This window comes from Streptomyces sp. R35, from assembly GCF_041053035.1.
Taxonomy (GTDB): Bacteria; Actinomycetota; Actinomycetes; order Streptomycetales; family Streptomycetaceae; genus Streptomyces; species Streptomyces lutosisoli.
The window spans coordinates 3,585,266-3,604,044 of record NZ_CP163440.1 but is presented as its reverse complement, the minus strand read 5'-3'; the positions used below and the strand labels follow the sequence as shown (position 1 = coordinate 3,604,044).

24 protein-coding genes and 2 pseudogenes are annotated in these 18,779 nt (G+C 68.6%); 17 read left to right on the top strand and 9 right to left on the bottom strand.

Going from position 1 to position 18,779, the window contains the following annotated elements:
- Positions 1-268 precede the first annotated feature (268 nt).
- Positions 269-1,858 carry an FMN-binding glutamate synthase family protein gene (locus AB5J50_RS16585; RefSeq protein ID WP_369265418.1) on the top strand — a complete coding sequence of 530 codons (1,590 nt, stop codon included), beginning with the start codon at positions 269-271 and terminating at the stop codon, positions 1,856-1,858.
- A gap of 14 nt (positions 1,859-1,872) precedes the next feature.
- Positions 1,873-3,606, top strand: a complete 1,734-nt coding sequence (locus AB5J50_RS16580; RefSeq protein ID WP_369258803.1) for a thiamine pyrophosphate-dependent enzyme — start codon at positions 1,873-1,875, stop codon at positions 3,604-3,606.
- A gap of 272 nt (positions 3,607-3,878) precedes the next feature.
- Here the strand turns inward: AB5J50_RS16580 and AB5J50_RS16575 are convergent, their stop codons facing one another.
- Positions 3,879-4,748, bottom strand: coding sequence for a UbiA family prenyltransferase (locus tag AB5J50_RS16575; RefSeq protein ID WP_369258801.1), 870 nt, complete (start codon positions 4,746-4,748; stop codon positions 3,879-3,881).
- 150 nt (positions 4,749-4,898) lie between these two features.
- Between AB5J50_RS16575 and AB5J50_RS16570 the strand changes: the two genes are divergently transcribed.
- From AB5J50_RS16570 to AB5J50_RS16555, 4 genes are all read left to right on the top strand, one after another.
- The gene (locus AB5J50_RS16570; protein ID WP_369258799.1) at positions 4,899-5,957 is read left to right on the top strand and encodes a type III polyketide synthase; all 1,059 of its coding nucleotides are present in this window, start codon (positions 4,899-4,901) and stop codon (positions 5,955-5,957) included.
- Between the two features lie 27 nt (positions 5,958-5,984).
- Positions 5,985-6,524 carry an isoprenylcysteine carboxyl methyltransferase family protein gene (locus tag AB5J50_RS16565; RefSeq protein WP_369258798.1) on the top strand — a complete coding sequence of 180 codons (540 nt, stop codon included), beginning with the start codon at positions 5,985-5,987 and terminating at the stop codon, positions 6,522-6,524.
- Complete coding sequence (locus AB5J50_RS16560) at positions 6,521-7,534, top strand: NAD(P)/FAD-dependent oxidoreductase (protein WP_369258796.1); 1,014 nt, start codon at positions 6,521-6,523, stop codon at positions 7,532-7,534. Before AB5J50_RS16565 ends, AB5J50_RS16560 begins: the two co-directional genes overlap by 4 nt.
- 85 nt (positions 7,535-7,619) lie before the next feature.
- Entirely contained in the window at positions 7,620-7,784 is a 165-nt protein-coding gene (locus AB5J50_RS16555) for a hypothetical protein (protein ID WP_369258794.1), read from the top strand.
- A gap of 154 nt (positions 7,785-7,938) precedes the next feature.
- On the opposite strand, the gene AB5J50_RS16550 is transcribed toward AB5J50_RS16555, so the two are convergent.
- The 4 genes from AB5J50_RS16550 to AB5J50_RS16535 form a co-directional block, all read right to left on the bottom strand.
- Positions 7,939-8,319 (bottom strand): hypothetical protein, encoded by a 381-nt coding sequence (locus AB5J50_RS16550; RefSeq protein WP_369258792.1) that lies wholly within the window; start codon positions 8,317-8,319, stop codon positions 7,939-7,941.
- 56 nt (positions 8,320-8,375) lie between these two features.
- Positions 8,376-9,002 (bottom strand): hypothetical protein, encoded by a 627-nt coding sequence (locus AB5J50_RS16545; RefSeq protein ID WP_369258789.1) that lies wholly within the window; start codon positions 9,000-9,002, stop codon positions 8,376-8,378.
- A 134-nt stretch (positions 9,003-9,136) separates the two neighbouring features.
- A complete protein-coding gene (locus AB5J50_RS16540) occupies positions 9,137-9,310 on the bottom strand; it encodes a CsbD family protein (RefSeq protein ID WP_369258787.1) in 174 nt (57 codons plus the stop codon).
- A 91-nt stretch (positions 9,311-9,401) separates the two neighbouring features.
- Positions 9,402-9,587 (bottom strand): hydrophobic protein, encoded by a 186-nt coding sequence (locus AB5J50_RS16535; protein WP_369258785.1) that lies wholly within the window; start codon positions 9,585-9,587, stop codon positions 9,402-9,404.
- 714 nt (positions 9,588-10,301) lie between these two features.
- On the opposite strand from AB5J50_RS16535, the gene AB5J50_RS16530 reads away from it, so the two are divergent.
- The 6 genes and pseudogenes from AB5J50_RS16530 to AB5J50_RS16505 form a co-directional block, all read left to right on the top strand.
- Positions 10,302-10,580 (top strand): hypothetical protein, encoded by a 279-nt coding sequence (locus AB5J50_RS16530; protein ID WP_369258783.1) that lies wholly within the window; start codon positions 10,302-10,304, stop codon positions 10,578-10,580.
- A gap of 83 nt (positions 10,581-10,663) precedes the next feature.
- Positions 10,664-11,080, top strand: coding sequence for an ANTAR domain-containing protein (locus AB5J50_RS16525; RefSeq protein ID WP_369258781.1), 417 nt, complete (start codon positions 10,664-10,666; stop codon positions 11,078-11,080).
- Positions 11,077-11,433 (top strand): PRC-barrel domain-containing protein, encoded by a 357-nt coding sequence (locus tag AB5J50_RS16520; protein ID WP_369258779.1) that lies wholly within the window; start codon positions 11,077-11,079, stop codon positions 11,431-11,433. Before AB5J50_RS16525 ends, AB5J50_RS16520 begins: the two co-directional genes overlap by 4 nt.
- Positions 11,434-11,487: 54 nt before the next feature.
- Positions 11,488-11,847 (top strand): ANTAR domain-containing protein, encoded by a 360-nt coding sequence (locus AB5J50_RS16515; protein ID WP_369258777.1) that lies wholly within the window; start codon positions 11,488-11,490, stop codon positions 11,845-11,847.
- Positions 11,848-12,116: 269 nt separating this feature from the next.
- Positions 12,117-12,464, top strand: coding sequence for a PRC-barrel domain-containing protein (locus AB5J50_RS16510; RefSeq protein WP_369258775.1), 348 nt, complete (start codon positions 12,117-12,119; stop codon positions 12,462-12,464).
- Between the two features lie 137 nt (positions 12,465-12,601).
- Positions 12,602-12,818: pseudogene (locus AB5J50_RS16505) on the top strand (hypothetical protein); the annotation flags it as partial.
- On the opposite strand, the pseudogene AB5J50_RS16500 reads toward AB5J50_RS16505, so the two are convergent.
- The 4 genes and pseudogenes from AB5J50_RS16500 to AB5J50_RS16485 form a co-directional block, all read right to left on the bottom strand.
- Positions 12,781-13,230 (bottom strand): annotated as a pseudogene (locus tag AB5J50_RS16500) (Asp23/Gls24 family envelope stress response protein). The pseudogenes AB5J50_RS16505 and AB5J50_RS16500 sit on opposite strands and share 38 nt — an antisense overlap.
- Positions 13,230-13,421 (bottom strand): hypothetical protein, encoded by a 192-nt coding sequence (locus AB5J50_RS16495; protein WP_369258773.1) that lies wholly within the window; start codon positions 13,419-13,421, stop codon positions 13,230-13,232. The pseudogene AB5J50_RS16500 and the gene AB5J50_RS16495 overlap by 1 nt, the downstream one beginning before the upstream one ends.
- A gap of 29 nt (positions 13,422-13,450) precedes the next feature.
- A complete protein-coding gene (locus AB5J50_RS16490; protein WP_369258771.1) occupies positions 13,451-13,939 on the bottom strand; it encodes an Asp23/Gls24 family envelope stress response protein in 489 nt (162 codons plus the stop codon).
- Positions 13,940-14,465: 526 nt separating this feature from the next.
- On the bottom strand, positions 14,466-15,440 hold the full coding sequence (locus AB5J50_RS16485; protein ID WP_369258769.1) for a YihY/virulence factor BrkB family protein: 975 nt from the start codon (positions 15,438-15,440) through the stop codon (positions 14,466-14,468).
- Positions 15,441-15,760: 320 nt separating this feature from the next.
- On the opposite strand from AB5J50_RS16485, the gene AB5J50_RS16480 reads away from it, so the two are divergent.
- From AB5J50_RS16480 to AB5J50_RS16460, 5 genes are all read left to right on the top strand, one after another.
- The gene (locus AB5J50_RS16480) at positions 15,761-16,312 is read left to right on the top strand and encodes a hypothetical protein (protein ID WP_369258767.1); all 552 of its coding nucleotides are present in this window, start codon (positions 15,761-15,763) and stop codon (positions 16,310-16,312) included.
- A 49-nt stretch (positions 16,313-16,361) separates the two neighbouring features.
- Positions 16,362-16,868 (top strand): hypothetical protein, encoded by a 507-nt coding sequence (locus AB5J50_RS16475; RefSeq protein WP_369258765.1) that lies wholly within the window; start codon positions 16,362-16,364, stop codon positions 16,866-16,868.
- Between the two features lie 467 nt (positions 16,869-17,335).
- A complete protein-coding gene (locus AB5J50_RS16470; RefSeq protein WP_369258763.1) occupies positions 17,336-17,545 on the top strand; it encodes a DUF6381 family protein in 210 nt (69 codons plus the stop codon).
- A 163-nt stretch (positions 17,546-17,708) separates the two neighbouring features.
- Entirely contained in the window at positions 17,709-18,053 is a 345-nt protein-coding gene (locus AB5J50_RS16465) for a PRC-barrel domain-containing protein (protein WP_369258761.1), read from the top strand.
- 252 nt (positions 18,054-18,305) lie between these two features.
- Positions 18,306-18,749 carry a hypothetical protein gene (locus AB5J50_RS16460; protein WP_369258759.1) on the top strand — a complete coding sequence of 148 codons (444 nt, stop codon included), beginning with the start codon at positions 18,306-18,308 and terminating at the stop codon, positions 18,747-18,749.
- The last annotated feature ends 30 nt before the right edge of the window (positions 18,750-18,779 follow it).

Here is an 18,779-nt window from a genome sequence, read left to right as displayed (position 1 = left end):
GGCAGATACGGGGAAACGAAAGAGGGGCTTGAAATGTACATAGGCATCGGAACTGTCGTCCTCATTGTGATCATTGTGCTCGTCGTCATGCTCATGCGCAGGCGCTGATCGTGCGTGATGCAGTGCTCCAACTCCTTCTCTCTCGTGTTCGGTCCGTCGCTTCTGGAGGCTGATGGTGACCGCCCAAGGCGAGGCCGGCCGCACGCCCTCCGGCCAGGAGGAGGGCAAGCGGCGTGGCTTTTCGCCGCGCCCCTTTCCGTATCGGCTGATGCCGGACCTGGTGGCAGTGGGTCTCGGCCTCGTCGCGGTGGGACTGGCGGTTCTGACGGTGTCGGCGGTGGTGTTCTCGTCCTGGTGGTGGCTTCCCGCGGCAGTGTTCACGGGGCTGGCCCTGCTCGGGGTGCGGGATGTGACGCAGCGTCGGCATTCCGTGCTGCGGAACTATCCGGTCGTCGGACATCTGCGGTTCCTGCTCGAAAGCATCCGCCCTGAGCTGCAGCAGTACTTCGTCGAGCGCAACTATGACGGCCGCCCGTTCGACCGCGACGTGCGCAGCACCGTCTACCAGCGGGCGAAGGGCATCGAGGCGGACGAGCCCTTCGGCACTGAGCGGGACGTGTACGCGGAAGGCTATGAGTTCTTCGTCCCGTCGATGGCCCCCAAGCCGGTGCCGGAAGAGCCGCCCACGGTCCGCATCGGCGGCCCGGACTGCACCAGGCCGTACGAGATGGCGCTCCTCAATGTGTCGGCCATGAGTTTCGGGGCGCTGTCGGCGAACGCGGTTCTGGCCCTCAACCGGGGTGCGCGGATGGGGGGATTCGCCCATGACACCGGCGAGGGCGGCCTGTCCGAGTACCACCTGCGGCACGGCGGCGACCTGGTATGGGAGATCGGCACCGGATACTTCGGCTGCCGCACCGCGGACGGCGCCTTCGAGGCGAAGGAGTTCGCGGACAAGGCGGCGCACGACCAGGTCAAGTGCGTGTCGTTGAAGCTGTCCCAAGGGGCCAAGCCGGGCATCGGCGGGGTGCTGCCCGGTGGCAAAGTCAGCGCGGAGATCGCCCAGGTGCGGGAGGTGCCCCAGGGGCGAACAGTGACCTCGCCGCCCTACCACCAGGTGTTCTCCACCCCGCGCGAACTGGTCACGTTCATCGCCGCCATGCGCACCCTGGCAGACGGCAAGCCCACCGGATTCAAACTCTGCGTCGGCTCGCGGCGGCAGTTCCTGGCGGTCTGCAAGGCGATGCTGGCGGAGGATGTCACTCCGGACTTCATCATCGTGGACGGCGCCGAGGGCGGCACCGGAGCGGCGCCCCTGGAGTTCGCGGATCATCTCGGAACCCCGCTGACGGAGGGCCTGATCACGGTGCACAACGCGCTGGTCGGCACCGGGCTGCGGGACCGTATCAAGATCGGCGCGAGCGGGAAGGTCGCCACCGGCGCCGACATGGTCAAGCGGATGCTGCAGGGGGCGGACTACACCAACGCGGCCCGGGCCATGATGTTTGCGGTCGGCTGTATCCAGGCCCAGCGATGCCACACCAACACCTGCCCGGTCGGCGTCACCACCCAGGACCCGCGCCGAGCCCGGGCGTTGGACGTGGGCGACAAGTCCGCGCGCGTGGACCGCTTCCAGCAGGCCACGGTGCGCAGCGCGCTGAAGATCATGGCGGCCATGGGCGTTCAGCATCCCGACGAGCTGCGCCCGCACATGCTGCACAGGCGCCTGGACGCGGCCACCATCCGCTCGTACGAGGAGCTTTACGACTGGTTCGAACCCGGTCAGCTCCTCGCCGAGCCACCGCAGCAGTGGGCGGCCGACTGGGCCGCTGCCGACCCCGACCGCTTCACCGTCTGACGAGGAGAAGACTCATGGCTCGTACGGTCGCACAGGTCATCGTGGACGGACTCGCCTCCCTGGGAGTGCGGCAGGTGTTCGGTGTGGTCGGAGACGCACTCAACCCGCTGACCGATGCCATCCGCCGCACCGAAGAGCTGACCTGGATCGGCTGCCGGCACGAGGAAGCGGCAGCCTTCGCGGCCGGCGCCCAGTCCCAGCTCACCGGGAACATAGGCGTGTGCATGGGCACGGTCGGGCCGGGCTCCGTACACCTGCTCAACGGCCTGTACGACGCGGCCAAGAGCCATGCGCCGGTGCTCGCCATCGCCGGCCAGGTTCCCCTCGCCGACATGGGCAGCGACTACTTCCAGGAGGTCGACAACGACCTGCTCTTCCGCGATGTCGCCGCCTTTTGCGCCACGATCACCACGCCCGCGCAGCTGCCCGGACTCCTTGAGACCGCCGTACGCACGGCCGTGGCCCGACGTGGCGTGGCAGTGCTGACGGTCCCTGGCGACCTGGGCGACCAGCAGCTCCCCGAGGACCGGCCGCTGCGCTTCTCCCTGGCCGGCCACGGCACTTGCCCCGAGGCCGCCGCGCTGGACGCGGCCGCCAGGCTGCTTGACGCCGCGGAGCGGATCACGCTACTGGTGGGCCGGGGCGCCCGGGAAGCACGCGAGGAAGTGCTGCAACTGGCCGGCCGGCTTGCGGCCCCGATGGTGCTGACACTGAAGGCCAAGGAGGGCTTCGAGCAGGACAACCCGTATGAGGTGGGCCAGACGGGCCTGATCGGCAACCCCGCGGCAGCCAAGGCGATGGACGACGCCGACGTTCTGGTGTTGCTGGGCACGGACTTCCCCTACCGGGACTGGTATCCGGACGGCAGGACGGTCGTCCAGATCGACGCGGTCGCCGAACACATCGGCCGCCGGGTGCCCGTCGACGCCGGCCTGGTGGGCGATGTCCGACCCACGGTGCACGGTCTCCTTGAGCGGCTGGCGCAACACAGCGGACGCGGCCATCTGGACAAGGCCCGTGAGCGTTTCCACGGCTGGCAGGAGTCCCAGTCGAAGCTGGCTTCGCCGCGCCACGACAAGGGCTTGCTCGGCAGGGTCCGTTCCGCGCTGGACAACCGGGACCATCTGATCCGGCCGGAGGCCCTGGCGGCCGCCGTGGACCGGGCCGCGGACCCGGATGCCGTGTTCACCTCCGACACCGGCATGGCCACCGTGTGGCTGTCCCGCTTCGTACGGATGCACGGAACCCGCAGGCTGCTCGGCTCGTACAACCTGGGCTCGATGGCGAACGCCATGCCGCAGGCGCTCGGTGCACAACTCCTCGACAGGAACCGGCAAGTGGTGGCCTTCTGCGGGGACGGCGGCCTGAGCATGCTCCTGGGCGACCTGATCACCATCCGCACCTACGACCTGCCGGTCAAACTCATCGTCTTCGACAACCGGCGCCTGGGGATGGTGAAGCTGGAACAGGAACAGGCCGGCCTTCCAGAGTTCGGCACGAAGCTGGACAACCCCGACTTCGCCGCCGTGGCCACGGCCATGGGCCTCACCGGCATCAGGGTGAGCGAGCCGGACCAGCTCCTCGATTCGGTCACCGCTGCCTTCGCCACCGACGGACCCGTATTGCTCGACGTACTGACCAACCCGGAGGAAATTTCGATCCCGCCCAAGCCGACGGTGGAACAGGGCTGGGGGTACGCCATCGCGAAGATGAAGGAACATCTGCGGAGCGAGGGCGACACGGACTGAGCCACCGGAAGCAGTTTCACGTCGAAGGGTGACTCGGGCGGTTCGAGTCGGGGTCTGTCGCACATCACGGCAGCCGACACGCGAGGCCAGCGATCTCGCTGCCGGGTCGGACGGTTGTCCTGGCCAACTGTAGATTGAGCAGTTGCGACCGTCGTATGCCATGAACACCGATATAGCATGTCGGACAGCATTCGCGAACTGACGGCAACCACAGCAGGGATCGGGAACTCCCGCTTCCGCCTGTGGGTTTCGTACGGTGCGAGGCGGCGCGGTCAGGCGATCCCGGTGCCGCGCAGCAGCAGCAAGACCACGTCCACCACCGCCACGGCGACCGCTGCCGCGAACGCAGCCCGCTCCCAGCGGCGTCCCAGTACCGTCCCCGCCACCGCGACCAGGCCGGCCAGCGCGAGCGCCGCCACTCCCCACCTGCCGGGTGGTCCGGCGGGCCCCAGCGCCAGCACCGCGGACGCGGCCACCAGCGGCACCGGCAGCAGCAACCGCGCGCTGTCCGGGCCCAGCCGGTGCGGCCATCCCCGTACGCCCGTCGCCAGATCCCCGCGGATGTCCGGCAGCGCATCGCCCAGATGGGCGCCGACCCCCAGGAACGCCCCGGCGGTGACAACCCACCAGGCCGGCCACGGCTGCCCCGGCAGCCCCAGCGCCACGAACGCCGGGAGCGCGGCGAAACCCACCGCGTACGGCGCCCAGGACCATGCCGTCGCCTTGAGCCGCAGGTCGTACGCCCACGCAGCCGCCACTCCGGCCAGGTGAACGGCGCCCGCCCACAGGCCGCAGGCGAACGACAACGGCACGCACAGCGCCAGCGCGGCATACGCGGCCACCCACACCTCCGTCACACCGACCGTGCCGTCGACGACGGGTTTGCCATGGCGGCCGGCGGCGATGTCCCGGCGCGCGTCGAACGCGTCGTTGCACCAGCCGACGGACAACTGCCCGGTCAGCACGGCGGCGGCGGTCAGGACACAACGCGCGGTGCCCTGGCCGGCGGTCACGGCCAGCGCGGCCATCAAGGCGGTGACCGCCACGACAGGCCCGGGGTGGCACGACCCGGCCAGGCCGCCCACCCGGCCGGCCCAACGCGCCTCCGGGCCGCCGGTCGTCGACTGCTCGGGAGTGCCCACCCGGCCGATGGTAGGGCGCACCGGCCCGACCCGGCTGGAGCACGCGCCCCCGGGACGAACGGCCGGACGGGCGATCCAAGGTGTCGAAGCCCCGGTCCGGGGAACACGTGGGGAGCAACTCACCCCAGTCGGTAACCGGACGGGAACCATATGACGCGGATCGCCGCAGTTCACGGTGCCCTCGCACCGCACCGTCACACCCAGGCCGAGATCACGGACATGGTGGCCCGCACCTGCCTGCCCGAGGGCACCGACCGCCGGGTCCTGGACCGGCTGCACCGCAGCGCGAAGGTCCGCTCACGCCACATGACGCTGCCACTCGAACGGTACGGGGAACTGGATGGATTCGGCGCCTCCAACGACGTCTTCATCGCCGCCGCCACCGACCTGGGCGCCAAGGCCGTCCGAGACGCCCTGCACATGGCCGGTCTGTCCGCGGCCGACGTGGACCTGCTGATCTTCACCTCCGTCACCGGCATCGCCACCCCCTCGATCGACGCACGGCTGGCCGGCCGCCTCGGACTGCGGCCGGACGTCAAACGGCTGCCCCTGTTCGGCCTGGGCTGTGCCGGTGGCGCCGCGGGCCTGGCCCGTATGCACGACTACCTGCTGGGCCGGCCCGGCCACGTGGCGGTGCTGCTGTCGGTCGAACTGTGCTCGCTCACCTTCCAGCGCAACGACGCCTCCATGGCCAACCTGGTGGCCACCGGACTGTTCGGCGACGGCGCCGCCGCGGTCGTCGCCTGCGGCGCAGAACGCCCGGACGAGACCGCCGGCCCGACGATCGTGGACACCCGCAGCCACCTGTACCCGGACACCGGGCGCGTCATGGGTTGGGACATCAAGGACTCCGGCTTCCAGATCGTCCTCGACCCGCAGGTCCCCGATGTCGTACGCCGTTACCTCGCCGATGACGTCGAGGGGTTCCTCGGCGACCACGGCCTGAAGCCGAAGGACGTGACCGCCTGGGTATGCCACCCCGGCGGCCCCAAGGTCCTTCAGGCCGTCACCGAGGCCCTCGACCTGCCCGACGACGCACTCGATGTGACCTGGCGTCACCTGGCCGACGTGGGCAACCTGTCCTCGTCGTCGGTGCTCCACGTGCTGCGCGACACCCTGGCCGAACGCCGCCCGCCGCCGGGCACCCCGGGTGTGCTGCTGGCGATGGGGCCGGGCTTCGCTTGCGAACTCGTTCTGCTGCGCTGGTAGTTCGGACCGTCGAAGGGAACAGGACACATGATCTGGTACGGACTGCTGGTGGCCGCCGTCGCCATCGAGCGCGTCGCCGAACTCGTCGTCGCCCGCCGCAACGGACGGTGGAGCACCGCCCGCGGCGCGACCGTGACCGGGCAGGGCCACTACCCGGCGATGGTCGCCCTCCACACCGGTCTGCTGGTCGCCTGCCCGGCCGAGGTGTGGCTGGCCGACCGGCCCTTCGTACCCGCCCTGGCCTGGCCGATGCTGGCCGTGCTGGCGGGCGCCCAGGCACTGCGGTGGTGGTGCATCCACACCCTGGGACCCCGTTGGAACACCCGGGTGATCGTCGTACCCGGCCTGCCGCTGGTGACGAGCGGCCCCTACCGGTGGCGGTGGCTACGGCATCCGAACTACGTGGCCGTCGTCGCCGAGGGCGTGGCCCTGCCACTCATCCACACCGCCTGGGTCACCGCCGCCGTGTTCGCGGTGCTCAACGCCGCCCTGCTCACTGTGCGCATCCGCTGCGAGAACCGGGCGCTGGCCGCCGCGACCATGCCGACCACGCCCGCTCCGGCGTGATCGACGTACTGGTGGCCGGCGGTGGGCCGGCAGGTCTGGCCGCCGCCATCCACGCCGCACTCGCCGGCCTGGAGGTCGTCGTCGTCGAACCCCGGACCGCGCCCGTGGACAAGGCCTGCGGAGAAGGAGTCATGCCCGGCGGTGTCGCCGCGCTGCGAGCACTGGGCGTCGAGGTCACCGGCCGCGAACTGCGCGGCATCCGCTACGTGGACGGCACCACCCGCGCCGAAGCGTCCTTCCGCGGCAGTAACGGGCTGGGAATCCGCCGTACGACGCTGCACTCCGCACTGCACCAGCGCGCTCTCGGCCTCGGCGTGCGGATGCTGACGGGCAAGGTCGGCGAGGTGCGCCAGAGCGCGGACACGGTCACCGCCGCCGGAACCACGGCCCGTTGGCTGATCGCCGCCGACGGCCTGCACTCCCCGGTGCGCCGCGGCCTGGGGCTGGAACTGCCGGGCCGTCCCCACGGCCGCTACGGACTGCGCCGGCACTACCGTGTCGAGCCGTGGACGGACTTCGTGGAGGTCCACTGGTCCAGGCATGGCGAGGCCTATGTGACGCCGGTCGGCGACGACCTGGTGGGCGTCGCGGTCCTCAGCCGCAGCCGTCGCGGGTACGACGAACACCTGGCCGGCTTCCCGGCCCTCACCGCGTCGCTGCGCGGCCCGGCCGCGACGGAGGTACGCGGCGCCGGACCACTGCGACAGCGGGTGCGGCACAGAGTCGCCGGCCGCGTGCTGCTCGTCGGCGACGCCGCCGGCTACCTGGATGCCCTCACCGGTGAGGGCATCGCCCTCGCGCTGGCGACGGCCGGGGCCGCCGTCCGCTGCCTGGCCGCCGGGCGACCCGACGAGTACGAGCGCGCCTGGGTCCTGCTGACCCGGCGCCACCGGCTGCTGACCGGGGCCCTGCTGGCCGCGAGTCGCCGTCCCAGCACCGCCCGCCTCATCGTTCCCGCAGCGTCCCGGATGCCCCCGGTGTTCTCAGCCGCGGTCCACGCACTGCAGTAGTGGCCGATTCCCCACCGTGATCGGACGCCTCCCGACGGCCGCCTCACCCGAGGACGCGAACCACCCGAGAGAACCACAACGGGGGATGGGCAGACTGTCGTTGTTCACCGCCCGCTTCCCCACGCTCGATACGGCGCAGCGCACCATGTACATCACCACGCTGCTGCTCCAGGCGGCACGGTCCGAGGCCCGAGTTGCCCTGGGACCGCCAACCGGAGCGAACCAGGTGGGCGCCACGCGCCACGAGTGATGCCCGTCGTGCCGAACCTCGTTGCCGACCGTGACGGCGATGCGGGCGACCGTTCGGATCCCCCTGATTCCAGAACACAGCCGCCGCAGTCCGACCGGTGTGGTCCAGACACCGGTTTCCTGTGGCGGCTGTGCTTCCTGCGGGGAGGGCGGTGTTACTGGCTGGCGGGTGCTGCCATGTGCAGCAGCCGTTCGGTGATCTCCCGGTACTGCCGGAACGCAAGCCGTAGTTCCTCGGTCTGCGCATCGGTGTCCTGGTCCTGCCAGCTTGCGCGCAGGACGCGGCGCCGTTCTGTGAGGCTGTTGCTGAACTGGGTGGCGACCTCGTCGAAAACGGTGTCGGCCTCTTCCACGGCCTGGCGTGGGCTGTCGACGAAGTCGTTCAGGGCCTGTTGGAGGCGCAGGGTGAGCTTGTCCCGGTCGCCCTGCGGGATCAGATCCGGGCCGGGCTTGTGATCGGGGCTGGCGGCGCTGGCGCCTGGCTCACGCAGTGCGCGACCGGGTTCGGTGCGGGGTTCCTGTGGGGCGCGCTGCATCGCGGGTCCCGGGGTCCCGGGCTGGGGTTGCCGTGCGTGTTCGGCGTTGTGCGACATCACGTGCTACTTCCCTTCGCGTGGCGTCGGGTCAGTGGCCACGGCGCATGGCCCTGGTTGTCGTCGGGGGACGGCGGACGGTGCCGGTCGAAGTCGCCGGCTTGTTCGGTGACCAACGTCTCGAAGAGGCTTCGGGCCTCGATCATGGCCTCCCGCATTTCCTCGGTGCCGCTCTGGCCGTGTGCCGCTGCGTGCACGCTGCGGTAGCCGTGGACATGGGCGGCGTGGTGGACGGAGAGGGCGGCGATCTGCTCCTCGAACTGCTCGCTGTCGGGGAAGCCGCGGTCCCTCGCCAGGCCTGCAAGGAGTGCGTCGGCCGCGGTGACGGCCTTCTGCGGCGAGTCGACGAACTGCTCCTGAATGTCGGCCCACTGAGCCCTGTATTGCGCGCGGTCCTCGGGCGACAACGGCTGCTCCACGAGGGAGCCGTGTTGCTTGACGCGCTCGCCGAGTTCCTGCTCGGCAGCCTTGGTGTCGCCGTTGTGGTCGGCGACAGTACGGTCGTACTCGGGTCCGAAGCGGTGCTTCAGCCCGCGCCCGCCGCCGTCGCGGATGCGTCCACGTCCGACGATGAGGACGGTGACCGCCGCGATGACGATCACGGCGATGATCACGATGGTGAGCATGGCGGCCTTCTCTGGCTCTCGGCTCGTAGGTTGTTCGGCTTCATTACCGTCTCCATCAATTCCTGTCGGCTGACTCCGCGTTGGCCGGCCGGGTGGTGTCCACGCGACGTGGGCACCACCCGGGGCGTTTGTGGTCAGTGCCTGAAGGCGTCCTTGGTCTTGTCGCCGGCCTGCTTCAGGTTTCCGGAGATCTGGTCGGTCCTGCCTTCACGCTGTAGTCGCCGATTGCGAGTGGTCCGGCCGATGCGTTCGGTGACCCGGCCCTTGAATGCCTGGGTCTTGTGCTTGATCGTCTGTCCGACGCTCATGGTTGTCCTCTGCTCATTCGCTGGATGGGCTCCCGCGCGTGATCGCCGTACAGGCCGCTATTTCTGCGGGCGGGAGAGCGGCTGGTGTGGACTACCCGCGACTGCGGCCGTATCGGCGGCCGCCACCGCCACGCCTGCCACCGCCGCGCCCGCGCATGGCGAAGCCGGCGATCCAGACGACCAGGAGTACGGCGGCGACCCACCAAAGGGCCTGCAGGGTGAAGCCGAACCCGAACACCACCAGGATCAGCAGAAAGAGAAGAATCCATAGGATCATTGCCGGGCCTCCAGATCGCGGGAAGTTCCTGAGTTCCGCGGGGTCCGGGCGAAGCGGGGAAGGTGGAATGCTGCCCGAACAATCCGGAGTGGCATAGCCCTACGCCGTGCTGTCAGTCAACGCCTGGAAACTTCCCTTGTCAACGCAGTGTCGACACGGGGGAGTTCTGCGAGTTGGGCAGAGGCCGCTGGGGCAAACGGATCCTCGGCGGGAGCGTCGACCGGCTCGGCCGGCGGCGCCGGCAGGACGCGGTCCTCCCACCAGGACAGGGCCATCACGGTGGCGAGGAGGACGAACGGGGTCGAAGCGGGAACGATCAGCACGTACATGTGTGTCGCCTGTCGTGAAATGTGTGCGACGCGGCGGGCAGCAGATGGGCGGTGCCCGCTTGGGGCGCATCGATGCTGCGTCAGGATCGCGTAGCGACCACGAGTGCGGGAGCGGCCCGTTGGTGGCGGGACGGGTTCCGGCACTGATGCGCGAGGTGCGCCCCCCGAAGGAGCGCGAGAGGTGATCGACGCTGCCGGGGGCTCGGGCCGCACCGCGCACGCTAGCCCTCGCCGCACTCCCTGAACAGATGCCAAGTGGCCATCTGGTCTCGGCGTAGGACGCTGACGTGGGTTGCTGTCCGTAACCTCTGGGCAGGACTAGGCTGTTCACACAGGCCCCGGCCCCCGGCAGTGATGTCTTGCTTCTGTTCCGGGGAGGCCCGCCGTGTTCGTTCTGCTTCTCATCCTGATCGTCGTTCTGTTCGGCCTCGGTTTTCTCCATCCCCTCTGGTGGGTGGCCGCAGCCGTGTTGGTCTTCGGTGCCACCCGCTACGGCCGTGATCGTGGGGGAGGCTGGATCCGTGGTGACGGTTCCGATGTCGGGGACTACCGGGACTACGAGAACCGCCGGGACCGTCAGGACCGCTGGGACCGTCGCTACAGCCGTCAGTATCGGGCGCGCTGGAGGCGCGAGGACCGTCGGGACCGCGAACACCGCGGGTGACCGGTGAACCGGCCTGGTATCGAGAGGTTCCGGTTCGGCTTCAGCCGCGCCGGACGTGCGGAAATCGTGGAGAGGCAGAAGCCATGCATCGCACAGCCATGCTTTCGAAGGACTGGTGGAATCTGCGGGCCGAGGCCTCGGCAGAGGACCCGGCGGGTCCGGATCCGGAGGGTCAGGATGTCGTGGCGCTGCGCGCCGAGATCGATCAGCTGCGGCGCGCGCTGGCCGGCCGTGCGGTCGTCGATCAGGCCTGCGGCATGGTGATGGTCCTGGCCCCCTGCCGCCGTGAGCCGGCAAGGAACCTGCTGGTGGACATCTCGCGGCAGTGCAACACCAAACTTCCGGACGTGGCAGCGGCTCTGGTCGCCACCTGGGAGGGTGAGCCGCTCTCGCGGCTGATGCAGCGGGGGCTGCGGCGTGCGCTGCGGCGGCTCTACGCGGAAGACCGAGGGTGCGACTCACCACCGGCGGACGAGCCGTCCGGAAGGGGAAGATCATGATTCACGCAGCCGATGTCCGCGAGTGGCGCAACCGTGACGTCGTCGATACCGAGGGCCACAAGATCGGTGTCCTCGAAGCGGTCTATGTGGACACCACCACGGACGAGCCGGCGATGGCCACGGTACGGACCGGACTGCCCACGCGGCACCGGCTGGTCTTCGTCCCCCTGGAGGACGCGATCGCCGGACCGGGCTACATCAGGGTCGGTTATGTCAGAACGCTGGTGAAGCAAGCTCCTTCGATCGGCACCGACGACGTGCTGCCCGCCGGGCAGGAGGACGCGATCTTCAAGCACTACGGCCTGCCCTACCAGCCCGGCGCAGCTGGCGAGAGGCAACTGGCGCGCCGCTGACCGCCCATGGACACGACGACTGCGTTGCGAGGACTGCCTTGTGAGGTACACACCATGCACCAGCTGACCACGCCCCGTGAAGAACCGCCTCTGTTGACGGCTGTGGCTTCGGTGAGGGATGCGGCTTTGCTGGCCGAGGTCGTCGAACTGCGCGCCAAGAACGAGCAGTTGGAGCAGGCGCTTGCAAGCCGTGCGGTGATCGACCAGGCCCGCGGCATGGTGATGGCCCTGGCACCGTGTTCCAGCAAGAGGGCATGGGACCTGCTGGTGGACGTGTCGCAGCACTGCAACGTCAAGCTCCGGGACGTGGCTGCGGCCCTGGTCACCACGACGAAGGACGAGCCACTCCCGGAACAGATACAGCGAGAGTTACGCAGGGCGCTGCGGCGCCTGCATTCGACAGACCGCCAGTGACGGCTCGCGCGATCACGGGGCGGCACCGGGGGCTGTGGGCTCAACCCTCCGGTGCCTTTGTCCAGGCCGGCCATGGGGCGCACTGTCGAGTAGCCCAACTCATGTGACGGCAAACCGTCTCCGTGCTCGTATCTCCCTCGGTCATCTGCCGATCTGCAGCAATCCGGCCCGAATGTTTGGCGACCTCCGATGGGGGGACCCAGTCGACGGCAGTTCGGCGGACAGAAGCCCTGCCATGTTTTCTTGGAGATTTCGAGGAGGACTATTTCATGAGTGACATCTGGGGTTACGACCCGACCGCCGGTCACAACGCGGGAATCAACCTGATCGGTTTCAAGGTGGAAGCCACTGACGGCACCATCGGGAAGATCGACAAGCATTCCGACGAAGCCGGCTCGGCCTATGTCGTGGTGGACACCGGTGGATGGATCTTCGGCAAGCAGGTACTGCTACCGGCCGGCACCATCAAGCGCGTGGACGTTCCCGAGCAGAAGGTCTACGTGTCCCGGACGAAGGAAGAGATCAAGGACGCGCCGGAGTTCGAGCAGGAAAAGCATCTGGGCGACCCGGACTATCACCGGCGTGTGAGCTCCTACTATCAGCGTCCGATGGCCTGACCCGGGGACCAGCAGCGTCTTCGGACCATAGATTGCACCGGGCGTCTTCCACGCGTGGATCGAGTACCGGAACGACTCTGCCGCGGCCGTCGCTTGACGGCGTGACCCAAATGTTCGCCATTCACCGGACGGTCGTGCGGCTGCTGGACGTGCTGACTGAGACCGTCCACAAGACGATGCTGACGATCACACCACCCCGGCTGCGATCTTCCGATCGATCACCGACGAGCTGCCCACCCTGCTTGTGGACGAGACGGACACCATCTTCGGCATGCCGAAGCAGGCGAAGAAGAACAACGAGATGTGCGCGGCCTGCTCAACGCCGGTCACCGGCACAACCGTTACCTATGCCGCGCGTGTGCGCCGAATACAGCCGTTCGACGGACAGCGCGACCTGCTGCACGTCCATGCCTGCCAAGCCGCTGACTTTCTCGGCGACTGGGCGGCGGGTCGTACCGCATTGCGCGCCGATGTCGGACGAGTAGCCCAGCTCCACCGCCATGTGCACCCGCGCCTGGCCGAGCACGGTTCTCCGCGCGGCGGCGTCCCGCGAAGCTCATTCGCGTTCAGGTGCGGGCCGCACAGGTACCGTCGCGTGCGGCTTCGAACGGCCGGGAGGGACGAGATGGGCGGACTCGCTGAATCCGAGCAGTGCCTCGCGAGCCGCCTGGGAGGCTATGTTCGCGACAACCCGATCGGCGACGCTGGTCGCACCGCAGCGCCTGCCGGCACCGCCTCGGCGGCGGCCTCGGTCGGGGGCACTGATCACCGTCGCCGGTCGACGCGCTCGCGGCTTCGGGAGAAGTCACCGAGCTTGAGGTCGCCGTCCAGGAACCGCCCGGCGACGAATCCGACGGCGCCCAGCGCCGCCACCAGGAGAAAGGCCCCGAAGCCGCCGAAGTACCCGGCGAAGGCGAGCGCCATCCCGGCAACCAAGCCCACCGCGGCCATGCTCATCGTGCCCTCCTTCTTGTACCGCCGGTCGGCTACCGCAGCCGTGGCGGCTCTTCCTCTTCGTCCTCTTCATCGGGAAGCTTCACGTCGCTGACCGCGACGTTGACTTCGACGACTTCCAGGCCCGTCATCCATTCGACGGCGGAGATCACACTCTCCCGTACGGCGCCCGCCACATCCCTGATGGAGACGCCGTAGTCGACAACGATCTCCAGATCGATGGCTGTCTGTGTCTCGCCGACTTCGACCTTGACTCCGCGCGAGACGGACTTGGTGGTGCCGGGCACGCGTTCCCGCGCGGCACCGAAGGCCCGGGATATTCCGCTGCCCAACGCATGGACACCGACCACATCACGGGCCGCCATCCCGGCGATCTTCTCGACCACACCATCGGCGATGGTCGTCCGGCCCCGGGCGCCGAGCTCGCCACCGCGCTTCGCGCCGACGTTCTTCCTGGAGGTGTCCCCCGTGAACTCAGCGCCGGAGTTCTCGGGCCGGTTCTGCTGTCCGGTATCGGTCATAGCCGGTCGTCCCTTCTTGAGAGAGGAACCTGCCGTCCGAACTTCCACATTAGGTCTGTTTCATCGGCGATGCCCCAGCTGCAGGGCAGGCGCGGGGCCCGGCCTGCCGAACGGGAGGCGTGAGCGGCCGGATCTGGCTGGTTCCGGAAGTCCCGCCGGGGCCATCCTCCAGCAGATCCGTCTGCGGCAGACGCAGCCCGCAGCGGCCGACGAGCGCCCCGGGCTGGTGACCGCCGAGGTCGACCTGCATCTGAGCCGGGGGCGTGCCGAAGCAGCCGACCCCAATGGCAGCCGCCGAGTCTGGAGCGTCCCACGTCGCGGTTTCGGGCCCCTGCGCCTGTCGCCGGGTCCGGTGCCTCGACGTCGCCCGCGCTGTCCGCACGACAGTGGCCGCAGCAGCGGAAGGGAACGCCCCCGGCCCGGTGACGCTCGCCGTTCTCGTGATGGCGGTGGAAACGCGCCACTTGTCGGCCTGCCGGACCGGCAAGACAAGTACGGAGTCGGGCGTCCTTGACCGCGCTCTGCACTACGGGCCGCGCGATGGAGTCGCCGTGCGGCGCGGTGCTGCTGGTGCGCCGCCGCCGTCGCTGGCTGCCGCCTCCTGTGAGGCGTCGCCGACTGCGGGGCTGGCCCCGGGATCCGGGCCCTCACCCTTGGCTGTCTCGCTGGACTGCTCCGCCGTCGCCGTCCAAGCGGCGCAGTACAGCAGCAGCCTGGCCATGAAGTTGATCCACAGCACGACGGCGACCGGCACAGCGAAGGCGCCGTACATGCTCTTCCCCGCGACGCCCTGCAGATAGCCGGTCAGCAGCAGCTTGAGCAGTTCGAAGCCGACCGCGCCGATCAAGCCTGCGACCACGACCGAGTGCCGGCCGGGATGCACCCGCGGCAGCCGGGTGAGCAGGTAGACCAGCAGCAGGAAGTCGACAAGCAGCGCGATGGCCAGGCCAGCGAGGAACAGCAGCGCCCGTCCCGCCCCGCCGTCGATCCCGACCTTGTCGGCGGCCCGGCCGAACGCACTGTTCGCGAAGACAGAACTGCCCATGGCGACCAGCCCGACCACGCCGAGACCGACCAGCACACCGGTGTCCTTGAGCCTGAGCAGGAGCGGGTTTCCCGGGTCCTGCTCCTTCTCCCACACCGCGCGCAGGCACCCGCGCAGGGCGCCGACCCAGTTGATGCCGATCACGAGCAGCAGGGCGCCCGCGATGAGCCCGACGCTTCCGGCGTGCGCGACCAGGCGGTTCAGGTCCAGCAGGTCGGAGAGGCCCGGCGCCTGGGCGGCGATCTTGTCCTGGAGCTTCCCGAGCTGGTTCTCACTCAGCAGCGCCGCGCCGATCGCCGCGCCTACGGTGATCAGGGGAAAGAGGGCGACGAAACTGGTGAAGGTGATGGCGGCGGCGAGCCGGGCCCAGTGGACCGCATCCAGCCGCTCGAACGCCCGCCACACGTGGGTATCCCTCAGCCGTGCGATCAGAGGCAGCCGCGTCAGTGATTCCATGAAGAACACCCACTCTCAGCGTACCCACGGCGGGGAGAAGAGGCATCCAGTGGCGAAGCCTCACCGAGGTCCGTGGCAAGGCGCGTGCCCTGTGAGTGCGGCCGGAGCGCCGGGTCGGTGGTCAGGAACTGGCGAGCGGTGAGCACCGAAGGTGTTGCGCGAGGCGGCGGCCTTCACCCCACCACTCACCCAATAGAACAATTGTGGGCAATTTGTGAAATCCTGGAATGTGGCACGCCAGGGACGGCATCCGTGGACGGTGGTCCTCGTTCGTCCCCCAATCTGGCTGTCGGCGTGGCTGTCGATGAGTGGAGGATGCGATGTCGACAATCGTCATCATCGTGGCTGCCGTGGTCGTCCTGGCCGTGGTCGCGCTGCTCCTGCGGACCATGATCCGACGTCGGCACCTGCGGGAGCGTTTCGGGCCGGAGTACGAGCGCACGGTCGAGGCGAAGCACAGCCGTGGAGCGGCCGGCCGCGATCTGCGCGCGCGCGAGGAGCGGCATGAGGCGCTGGAGATCAGGCCGCTGCCCTCGACGGTCCGGGACCGGTACGCCCGGGATTGGACCAGTGTGCAGGAGCACTTCGTCGACAGTCCCGACCGGGCCGTGGGTGAGGCGGACCGACTCGTGACCACACTCATGAGCGAGCGCGGCTACCCGACCGAGAATTACGAGCAACAGAAGCGAGACCTCTCAGTCGAACACTCGCAGACGCTGGAGCACTACCGCATCGCCCATGAGATCAAAGGGCGCGCCGGCGGCAGGGACACCTCGACGGAAGAACTGCGGAGCGCGATGGTCCACTACCGGGCCCTGTTCGAGGAGCTGCTGCACGACGGCACCCCTCCCTCGGATGCCGAACGCCGGTGAGCGCCCAGCAGCCGGGAGCGGCTACAACCACCCACGGAGGTGAAGGGACATGCCGAGAGAAGGACTATTCGGGAACGACGAGCATGCCGATCCGGTCGCAGAAAGTCTGTCCACTGAGGACATCGCCCGGCCCCGGACGGATACGTCACAGCAACCCCCGGACGATGACCTGACGGCAGCCTCAGATGCCGACCAGGCAGCACCGAGGAGCAGAATCACGGACGAGGCCGGAGGCGAGCCGGACGCCGTAGCCGGCGAACGCGACACGTCCACGAAGGAGCCCGAATCTGCCCCGCTTCTCGGGCCCCAGGAGACAGAGGGCCTCCGTACCAGGTGGCAGGAGATCCAGCAGGGATTCGTCGATGACCCACAGAAGTCGGTCATTGCAGCAGACGGGCTCGTCGCCGAGGTCATGCAACTGCTCGCCACGACATTCGCCGACCACAAACAGGGACTCGAAGGGCAATGGCACCGCGGCGAGGAGGTCGCCACCGAGGACCTGCGCCTGGCCCTGCGCCAATACCGGTCCTTCTTCGACCGCCTGCTCAGTACCTGACCACCAGCCCGGCCTTCACAGCCGTCCGGCAGGTCACTGCGGGCGCCTCGGTGAGGCGCATCACGACCGGATTCTCGCTCCCGGGATGCAGAGTTACCCGCTTCGCGCTCTCCCGGTGGGCTTTCTTCGCGCGCTCGGTGGTCCGGTGTTCTCCCAAGGGACTGTCCATGACCAGGTGCGCCCGGCCGCCGGGGCTGCGATCGTACTGACCGCTTCCGGGGCGACGGATGATGAATCCGCGGAGGTGATCATCGCGTGAGCTGCCCTCAGCCGGCCCGGCGTCTTCGTCGGTTTGTCCATCCCGGGCGCATGGGAACAGAAGTCGGTCGTCATGCGACCCTTCCAAGACCGTGCCGCGGAGCGGCGGGCCTGCGGTGATAGCGCACGGTGACGGTTCAGGATGCGAGGGTGATCGGGCACTGATTGGCTGATGGGGCCCGCTCTTCCCGACAGTCCAAGGAGTGACTATGAGCGCCGCAGGCGAATCCGGCAACCGAGCACAGCAGATGCGCGAGAAGGCCCAGAAGCTGACCGAAGCCGCGGAGCGTACGACCGACCTGCAGGAGCGTCAGAAGCTTCAGGAGCAGGCCCGGGGCCTGCAGGAGCAGATCAAGCAGCAGGGCAAGCCTGGTGAGAGCAGGTCGAAGGGCACTCCTGGCGGCGGACGGTACCAGTAGCCCCCTGGATGAGGCACGGCCACTCAATCGCAGATGGTCTCCAGCCCCGGCCGGGGCTGGAGACCATCTGTGCTCTCTCAGCCTCCCCGCACCCGGTTGCAGAAATGGATTCACCGATCGGTGCAGTCTTCTCTTCGTGTCATGCGAAGGAAGGGATTCTGTTGTGAGTGAAAGCATTTGGGGCTACCACCCAGCGTCGGGACATCAGATGGGAACCGATCTGATCGGTTTCAAGGTCGAGGCGACCGATGGCGGCATCGGCAAGATCGACAAGCACTCTGACGATGTCGGCGCCGCCCACCTTGTCGTCGACACCGGTGCTTGGATCTTCGGCAAGCACGTGCTTCTCCCGGCCGGGATCATCACGCGCGTCGACACTGCCGAGAAGAAGGTCTACGTCGACCGCACCAAGGACGAGATCAAGAACGCACCCGAGTTCGACAGGGACAAGCACACGGGCGACCCCCGCTACTTTGAGCAGCTCGGCAAGTACTACGGGCACATGTGACCCCTCGTTCGCTTTTGGTACGGCTCCCGCCGGTAGCTGGTCACCGGCCAGATCAGACCGCTCACGGGCGCTGCGCAGACCCACACCTGGATGCGTGGAAGTTGGCACGGGTCACGGCCGAGCGGCATCTCAGTCGGTCGATGGTCTCCAGCGAGTGGGCCACCGGTCCCGGCGAGCCTGCCGTCCTTGTCGCCGTGGCTTTGTGGACGGTGTGGTTCTACTGTAGGAGCAGGTAGATCCCTGGAGCGCGTCATGATCGTCATCCTCGGACTCATCATCTTGATCGCCGCGGTGGTCGTCGGCGTGGCTGGTGTTCTCACCAACAGCGGCAGCGGGCATGAACTCACTGGCGGGTTCTCGGTATTCAGCCACGAGGTGACCGGCTCTACCGGAACGCTGTTCCTGTACGGGATCGTCGTCGGAGCGGCGGCCCTGCTCGGGCTGGTCCTGCTCTTGACCGGTGTACGGGGCCGCCCTTCTCGCCATGGCGGCTCGCGCCGCGGACTGAAGCAGTCGCGCCGCGATACGGCCTCTGCCGGGAAGGGCCGCGAGGACCTGGTCGACCAACGCGAGCCCGCCCGCGCGGACAACACGAATGCGCGGGGGAACGGCTCATCCCCAGGTGATCGCACTCCCGTCCCGGATGGCGGTCATCGGAGCAAACTGCACTTGTTCGGGCACCGTGCAGAACGCTGACCGGCTCAGCGCCGCGGATGCCCCTCCCGT

Bases quoted from the DNA above. Each gene is read 5' to 3' on its own strand.
- AB5J50_RS16585 (WP_369265418.1), top strand. From the start codon at position 269: ATGCCGGACCTGGTGGCAGTGGGTCTCGGCCTCGTCGCGGTGGGACTG.
- AB5J50_RS16580 (WP_369258803.1), top strand. From the start codon at position 1,873: ATGGCTCGTACGGTCGCACAGGTCATCGTGGACGGACTCGCCTCCCTG.
- AB5J50_RS16570 (WP_369258799.1), top strand. From the start codon at position 4,899: ATGACGCGGATCGCCGCAGTTCACGGTGCCCTCGCACCGCACCGTCAC.
- AB5J50_RS16565 (WP_369258798.1), top strand. From the start codon at position 5,985: ATGATCTGGTACGGACTGCTGGTGGCCGCCGTCGCCATCGAGCGCGTC.
- AB5J50_RS16555 (WP_369258794.1), top strand. From the start codon at position 7,620: ATGGGCAGACTGTCGTTGTTCACCGCCCGCTTCCCCACGCTCGATACG.
- AB5J50_RS16550 (WP_369258792.1), bottom strand. From the start codon at position 8,319: ATGCAGCGCGCCCCACAGGAACCCCGCACCGAACCCGGTCGCGCACTG.
- AB5J50_RS16545 (WP_369258789.1), bottom strand. From the start codon at position 9,002: ATGCTCACCATCGTGATCATCGCCGTGATCGTCATCGCGGCGGTCACC.
- AB5J50_RS16540 (WP_369258787.1), bottom strand. From the start codon at position 9,310: ATGAGCGTCGGACAGACGATCAAGCACAAGACCCAGGCATTCAAGGGC.
- AB5J50_RS16535 (WP_369258785.1), bottom strand. From the start codon at position 9,587: ATGATCCTATGGATTCTTCTCTTTCTGCTGATCCTGGTGGTGTTCGGG.
- AB5J50_RS16525 (WP_369258781.1), top strand. From the start codon at position 10,664: ATGCATCGCACAGCCATGCTTTCGAAGGACTGGTGGAATCTGCGGGCC.
- AB5J50_RS16520 (WP_369258779.1), top strand. From the start codon at position 11,077: ATGATTCACGCAGCCGATGTCCGCGAGTGGCGCAACCGTGACGTCGTC.
- AB5J50_RS16515 (WP_369258777.1), top strand. From the start codon at position 11,488: ATGCACCAGCTGACCACGCCCCGTGAAGAACCGCCTCTGTTGACGGCT.
- AB5J50_RS16510 (WP_369258775.1), top strand. From the start codon at position 12,117: ATGAGTGACATCTGGGGTTACGACCCGACCGCCGGTCACAACGCGGGA.
- AB5J50_RS16495 (WP_369258773.1), bottom strand. From the start codon at position 13,421: ATGAGCATGGCCGCGGTGGGCTTGGTTGCCGGGATGGCGCTCGCCTTC.
- AB5J50_RS16490 (WP_369258771.1), bottom strand. From the start codon at position 13,939: ATGACCGATACCGGACAGCAGAACCGGCCCGAGAACTCCGGCGCTGAG.
- AB5J50_RS16485 (WP_369258769.1), bottom strand. From the start codon at position 15,440: ATGGAATCACTGACGCGGCTGCCTCTGATCGCACGGCTGAGGGATACC.
- AB5J50_RS16480 (WP_369258767.1), top strand. From the start codon at position 15,761: ATGTCGACAATCGTCATCATCGTGGCTGCCGTGGTCGTCCTGGCCGTG.
- AB5J50_RS16475 (WP_369258765.1), top strand. From the start codon at position 16,362: ATGCCGAGAGAAGGACTATTCGGGAACGACGAGCATGCCGATCCGGTC.
- AB5J50_RS16470 (WP_369258763.1), top strand. From the start codon at position 17,336: ATGAGCGCCGCAGGCGAATCCGGCAACCGAGCACAGCAGATGCGCGAG.
- AB5J50_RS16460 (WP_369258759.1), top strand. From the start codon at position 18,306: ATGATCGTCATCCTCGGACTCATCATCTTGATCGCCGCGGTGGTCGTC.